5 protein-coding genes are annotated in these 6,885 nt (G+C 28.4%); 1 reads left to right on the top strand and 4 read right to left on the bottom strand.

Features of this window, described 5'->3' with window-relative positions; genetic code table 11:
* Positions 1-100 precede the first annotated feature (100 nt).
* Positions 101-451, bottom strand: a complete 351-nt coding sequence (locus EG57_RS0221675) for a PqqD family protein (RefSeq protein WP_032079182.1) — start codon at positions 449-451, stop codon at positions 101-103.
* Entirely contained in the window at positions 441-2,363 is a 1,923-nt protein-coding gene (locus EG57_RS0221670) for an OPT family oligopeptide transporter (protein WP_032079181.1), read from the bottom strand. Before EG57_RS0221670 ends, EG57_RS0221675 begins: the two co-directional genes overlap by 11 nt.
* A gap of 619 nt (positions 2,364-2,982) precedes the next feature.
* Between EG57_RS0221670 and EG57_RS0221665 the strand changes: the two genes are divergently transcribed.
* The gene (locus tag EG57_RS0221665; RefSeq protein ID WP_032079180.1) at positions 2,983-3,978 is read left to right on the top strand and encodes a DUF5050 domain-containing protein; all 996 of its coding nucleotides are present in this window, start codon (positions 2,983-2,985) and stop codon (positions 3,976-3,978) included.
* Positions 3,979-4,120: 142 nt separating this feature from the next.
* On the opposite strand, the gene EG57_RS0221660 is transcribed toward EG57_RS0221665, so the two are convergent.
* Entirely contained in the window at positions 4,121-4,729 is a 609-nt protein-coding gene (locus tag EG57_RS0221660) for a dienelactone hydrolase family protein (RefSeq protein ID WP_032079179.1), read from the bottom strand.
* A 760-nt stretch (positions 4,730-5,489) separates the two neighbouring features.
* Positions 5,490-6,872, bottom strand: a complete 1,383-nt coding sequence (locus EG57_RS0221655; protein ID WP_032079178.1) for an MATE family efflux transporter — start codon at positions 6,870-6,872, stop codon at positions 5,490-5,492.
* Positions 6,873-6,885 lie beyond the last annotated feature (13 nt).

The following is a 6,885-nucleotide window of genomic DNA, read 5'->3' as shown; positions in this document are numbered from 1 at the left end:
TTACCTACAATGCCTAACGGCATGTTTTTTTGAGCAAAAAAGTTTTAAATTCCTACTAAAAAATAAAGATGGCACCTATGTTATAGTGCCATCTTTTTCATTACAAATTTGTTTTTTCTATGTAGTGACAATTAACGTCGATATGATTTAAAAATAATAGTAATCTTTCATAAATCGGGTGAGCTTCATCACCATACTTTATCTCTAAATTTTCTCCAATATCTTTTACTGTTTTCTTGCCATCTATCTGTAAAAAAACATAACTTGCATATTCATCCAGAGTAACTTTTTTATATTCTGGAATTCTAAATTTAATTTTTCTAAAGAACTTTTGAACCTTGTGATCTTGTTTTTCAAGTATAGTCACAATATTGTCCTTGTCCACTTCATATTCTAAACTATCAACAATTTTAAATATTATATTTAAAACATCTTCGTTGTTATTCAGCATCTTTCACCTTACTATTTAATATAGGTACTAGAGACGCTATTATTAATGCTATAAGTATTACATATGCCATTCCATTAGAAGCAGCGAATCCACTTGGTTCTCCTGCTTTTACAATTTTCACTACATTTATAAGTATTATACCTACAAGTCCTATTATGGAACCACCGGCTACAAGTCCAGAAGATAAACTTATGCCGTTAGCAACTCTAGTTTCTTTTACCTTTTCAGACTTAGAAATTTTTTCTACAAATAAACGCATGAAAGCACCTATTAATATTATAGTAGTTGTAGCTATTGGTAAGTAAAATCCTATAGCAATTGTCATTACAGGAAGGTCTAATAAGAATAAAACAACTCCCATAAATGCACCAACAATTATCATAACCCAAGGTAATTTACCTGACATTATACCAGCAGTTAATGTTGACATTAAGTTAGCTTGAGGTAATGCAAATGGTACATTGTCACCAGTCATTGCAAGCTGACTAGAAAGCACTAATATAACACCAGTAACTACTGCAGCACCAACTATACCAGCTATAGCAAAGTATTTTTGCATTTCGTTTTTATCTCCACCTACTATGAAAGTAACCTTTTGTGATTGACAGTAACCACCAGCTGCAGATATAGCAGTAACTATGAATGTACCAAATAAAAGCAATGATCTGTTGTTTTCAGGAGTTTTCCATCCCATTGCAACAAATAACAATGTTACTATAACTATAGAAGCTATAGTCATACCAGATACAGGAAGGTTTGAAGTTCCTATAGTACCAGTTAAACGACCAGAAACTATAACAAATAGTAATGATAAGAATAATGATAAAATAGAACCAGCTATTGCCATTCCTACATTACCACCAGATATCATAAATCCTCCTATAAAACCTATAACTATGCCACCAAGTATTATTAAGTTTCCAGCAGATGAACTTCCATTACTACTTGAAGACTTAGCATTAAGAGTTTCCTTTATAGAAGATATTATAGTAGGTATAAGCTTTATAGCACCTATAAATCCACCAGAAAGCATCATACCAGCTCCGATGTATTTTACATAACTACCAGCTATATGTTTAACTTGCATTGCATTTATGGCAACATCAGGATTATTCCATACAGTTGCACTGCCTTGTCCAAGAGAAATAAAATAACCTATTAAAGGCAAAATAGCAAAGTTAGATAATATAGCACCAGCAAACATCATTAAAGAAACATCCATACCAACTATGAATCCTATACCTAATAATAAAGGATTAACTTCAACTTCAAACTTCCACTTGTAGAAGGACTCGTTTACATAACTTATAACATTGTTAGTTACATTTAAAAATGAACTAGTTATAATAGTTATAACTCCGCCTATTCCAAATCCAATTCCCATGTACTTCATTGATTCTCCAGCACCTTCTGAAGCAACAAGTGTTTCAGATATAGCCATTGATTCAGGGTACATTAATTTACCATGTTCTTCAACAATTAAGTAATTGTGAACAAGAGAAGCTATTCCTATACCGAATAAAACTCCACCTACACCAACAACAAAACCTTGTAAAAAAGTAACTTTTGAACCTATTAAAAGTATTGCTGGTAAAACGAATATCATACCACTAGCAATAGATTCACCACCACTTGACATACCTTGAACTAAGTTCTTGCCAAGAATTCCTTTTTGTTTAGCAAATATAGCTATAAATGCGGAACCTATTATTGAACCAGGTATACCAGCAGCAACCGTAAGCCCTGATTTCATACCTGAATAGGCAGTAGATGCTGCAAATAATGCAGCTAAAATAATACCGATTATTAATACAGCAATATTTCCACCGGATTTAGAACCACTGGAAATGTAAGGAACGTAGTCTTTACCCGCTACGCCACCATATGCATCTTTAGATAATTTTTTATCCATAAGATGTACCTCCTTGTTATATTTTGTAATTATAGTAACACTACAATTTATTATGGTATAACTATAATTATAGAATAGATTATACCATAATTATTGCTAAAAATACACTTTATTATTGCTAAAAATACACTTTTTTAATTTTATAAATAAAAAAAATTATTCATTAAAAGAATTAAAATGATTTGCAAATATCAATACTGTCATTAATATAAATTCTATTTTTTGTATTTAAAGGTTATATATAGGTTTATACTCTCTTTTTCAACCTATCCTGAGTTATTAAAATTTTAATAACTCACACTGTTATGGTATTTTATACTAAAGTACATTCAATTTAGACAATATATAAAAATCTTCCTCATTTTTTGAATATTCTACATATTCATTTTTAATACTTCTATTTCGAACATATTCTACAATATTTGATACATCAGATTCTTCACATTCTTAAATTTTATCAATGAAAGCTTAATTTTTTTATATAGCTCTTTTATCCTAATTCATTTTCACTTCTGTAGATAATATCTGTTATACTTCAATTAATTCCATTACATAAGACTAGTGAATTCTGGAAAAGATAATAATATTTTAATTGATAAATAAAAATGAGGAGATTACCATGAAGAATTTGGATAAGATAGTCTTAACTGTAAATGGTTCGGAAAATATAACTGATATTTATGATAAGGTTAATATAAATTTTTATTTAGACACAGGAGATTTTATATATTATATTGATGCTTCAGAACACTATAAATTATATAGAATTTTTAAATATGATGGAAAGAGAGAATTAATAGTAGATTCTAAAGTAGAGAATGTTGCAATAGTGGAAGATAGCATATTTTATACTATAAAGCATGAAAATGAAATTATGTTAATTAAGTGTAACTTAGAAGGAAAAGATACCTATATCATACATAACAATTTATCTTACATTAATGCTTACTGTATTCATAATGAAATTATATATTACTGCGAAAATCATAATTTCAAAAGTTATATAAAATCTATGACATTATATAATAAAAATAGTTCCATATTGCATGAATCTATTGGATGCATTTCTGATCTCCATTACTTTAAAGACAATATATATTATAAAAGAAGAAACTACCCTTATGAAGGAGAGGAAGTGCTAAAAAAATTCAATATAAATTATAAAAATAAAGAATCTGTGCTTGAGACTTTTTGTAAAGATATTTATTTTTATAATAATTACATTATATACAAGGACATAAATCTTAGTTTAGCAGTTATAAAAGATTTGCAAACTGGCAAAAAAATTTATGAAACTAATCAGTGTAATAATATATTAGGGGTTTTTAAACAATATGTATTATTTACTTATGAAGGTTTTACTGATATAGAAGCTAACTATATAGAAAATATGCTATATATTCTTAATATAGAAACATTAAATATAACAAAATTAACATCCTGTAATGTTTCAAAAGCGCAAATGATAGATAATTATATATATTACAAAGTTAAAGATAAAGATACTACCATTTATAGACAGGATATAAATGGTGAAAATAAAGAAACCATCAACAATTCAAGGAGTAATGGTGGTATAAGAATACTAAATAAATTATTTCTCATGATGAAATAATAAAAATTTAATAATTTAAGGCAAACACACGTAAAATTTTAAGTGTTTGCCATTTTATTTAGAAATTAATATCATAGTGTACTTTGGCTTATATTACAACTTTATGTAAAATAAATAGTTTCATGAATTGTAACTTTCCACATTAAAAAACACAATTTATCTTTTCTAAAAAATTATCTACTAATATTTCTGCTTCCTGAAACGACTTCTCATTATAACTTTTACAAAATGGGTCACTAAAGCCATGCTTTCCACTTAACATATAAACATCAACATTTAATTTTTTCAAAGCTATAACTAATTCTTGTACATTAAATGATTCTTCTTTTTTAGGAAAAATTAGTAAAGCTGGACATTTTGGAGTGATATCTATATAATCTCTAATTCGTGAACCATAATACCCTATAATGCCATCACATATATTTTCTTCTTCACTACTGCACAACCACGCAATAGTTGCACCTATGCTATATCCTAACAAATATACTCGTTTATATTTCTGCTTTGCTTCCATAACAATTTGCTTTACTTGAGAAACTGCTGAATCAAATCCAATACGTTTTGTAAAATACTTATAAGCTTCTTCTTGAAAGTTATAGTTAAAAGGCTTGTTCACATTTGTTAAATTTGGACAAATAATATCATATCCTTTTATGGAAAATTTTTCACAAACCTTTTGTATGTGCTGATTAATTCCATATATTTCATGTAACACTATTATTACAGAAGATGAATTATTTATAATTTCCATATGACTCTCCTTTAAATAATTAGTTAATATTGCAAAATTTTAATAATACATGTGCATATTATAACTTATTCTCACTCTTTTATCAAAAACATTACGTTAAATGTAATAAATAATTCATTCTGTAGGATGGCATAGAGCAACCCCCATAGATAATGAATGTGATGAAATAAAAAAGTTCCTTGCAACTGAGAATCAAATCTATAAAATTCATAAAGCAAAATATTATATTAAAGAATGTACCCACAAATATAGGGTACATTCTTACGTACTAAATGACTTTACATAGTTTGAATATATTTGAATTTTTGAAACTACTTGTTGAATTCAAATTGAAATGAAAAAGAACTATAAACAGATTTGTATTAAAAATCCACTTATAGTTCTTCTATAAACAGAGCACGTAATAATCTAAGTTACACCACTATAGATAACATATATTACCTCACTATGATGTTTCCACCATAATAAAGCAACTCGTTTACTTATAATAATGTTCCTTCCACTATATAAAATATCTACACAATTATATACAACATCTCAGCTGTACATAATCGCTTCAACATTCCATATAATCATGGACCAAATCATACATACCTCTTTCAAAGCACATATAAATCTTGAATCAATTGTTACATACCCTATGATATTATAGTAACCATTTTATTTTATTATATACTGGTAATTTTTAGATCATATTTTATATCTTATGTTAACCCTTAATCCATTCACAGCAAATCATAGATTTAGTCTCTCTGCTTAACTAACGAATTGCATCTGATACAGCTCTATTTTCAGTGATTTTTTCCGAATGCCCCAATGTTTTCATCTGCTTTACTACAAGAATCAATGTTATTGCTGTACTTAATACATCTGCTATAGGTTGAGCCATCCATACACCATCTAATTTGAAAAATGGTGGAAGTATAATAAGTAGTGGTATAATCATTATAACTTGTCTTAAAAGACTCAATATTGTAGATAATTTAGCTTTCGCTATTGCTTGAAAATAATTCGTACAAACTATTGAACTACCTACAATAGGGAAAAACAAAAGATCTATTCTAAGTCCTCTAGCTCCCATGCTTATAAGATTTTTATCACTAGTATTAAAAATACTTATTATTTGTACTGGGAATAACTGAACCATTATGAATCCTAATGTAGTTATTACTGTAGCTGCTACTGATGCATAAAATACAGTCTTTTTAACTCTGTCATATTGTTTGGCTCCATAGTTATAACCAATTATAGGCTGAGCACCTTGATTTATTCCAAAAATAGGCATAAGTATAAGCATAGTTACACTCGTTATAAGAGAAAATGCTCCTATTGCAATATCTCCTCCATATATAGCAAGACTTTTATTAAATGTAATAGTAACTAAACTTGCAGCCATTTGCATTGCAAATGGTGACATACCAATAGATGTTATTTCTTTTACTACAATTTTATCCAACTTCATATTTTTCTTGGTTAATTTTAATAAGCTTTTTCCACCAATAAAATACTGCAATGTCCAAATCACAGTAACACTTTGTGAAATAATGGTTGCAAGAGCAGAACCTTTTACTCCTAAATGAAGTACAAATATAAATATTGGATTTGCTATAAAATTAAGTACCGCACCTATTAACATTGTGAGCATAGCAGTCTTAGGATTGCCTTCTGCACGAATTATATTATTAAGTCCCATACTTACACTCTGAAGGATTACACCTAAAAGAATTATAAAACTAAAGTCTCTAGCATAAGGTAACGTTTCATTACTTGCTCCAAGAATCTTAAGAATTGGATCTAGAAATGTTATTCCAAAAATAGTTATACATAATGAAAATATAACAAGTAAAGTAAATGCATTTCCTAATACTTTTTCCGCCTCTTCTTTTTTATGTTGACCAAGTTTTATTGAAATTACAGCTGCTGCACCAATTCCAGCTAGCATTGCAAATCCCATTATTACGTTAACTATTGGAAACGTTACTGCAACTCCTGAAAGTGCAATAGAACCTACTCCTCTGCCAACAAATATTCTATCTACAATATTGTAAAGCATATTAACTACCATTCCAATTACCGAAGGAATTGAGAATTTTAATAAGAGCTTTCCAATATTTTCTGTACCTAATTCATTTGTTTTGTTCATACATTTCCCTCCA

It is taken from the genome of Clostridium drakei, from assembly GCF_000633595.2.
In the GTDB taxonomy this organism is placed as follows: domain Bacteria; phylum Bacillota; class Clostridia; order Clostridiales; family Clostridiaceae; genus Clostridium_AM; species Clostridium_AM drakei.
Note: the sequence above shows the minus strand (reverse complement) of the source record. Positions and strands in the feature narration are given on the sequence as shown.

What these genes read in the sequence shown, in the direction of transcription:
- EG57_RS0221675 (WP_032079182.1), bottom strand. Translation starts at nt 451, where the DNA reads ATGCTGAATAACAACGAAGATGTTTTAAATATAATATTTAAAATTGTT.
- EG57_RS0221655 (WP_032079178.1), bottom strand. Translation starts at nt 6,872, where the DNA reads ATGAACAAAACAAATGAATTAGGTACAGAAAATATTGGAAAGCTCTTA.
- EG57_RS0221670 (WP_032079181.1), bottom strand. Translation starts at nt 2,363, where the DNA reads ATGGATAAAAAATTATCTAAAGATGCATATGGTGGCGTAGCGGGTAAA.
- EG57_RS0221665 (WP_032079180.1), top strand. Translation starts at nt 2,983, where the DNA reads ATGAAGAATTTGGATAAGATAGTCTTAACTGTAAATGGTTCGGAAAAT.
- EG57_RS0221660 (WP_032079179.1), bottom strand. Translation starts at nt 4,729, where the DNA reads ATGGAAATTATAAATAATTCATCTTCTGTAATAATAGTGTTACATGAA.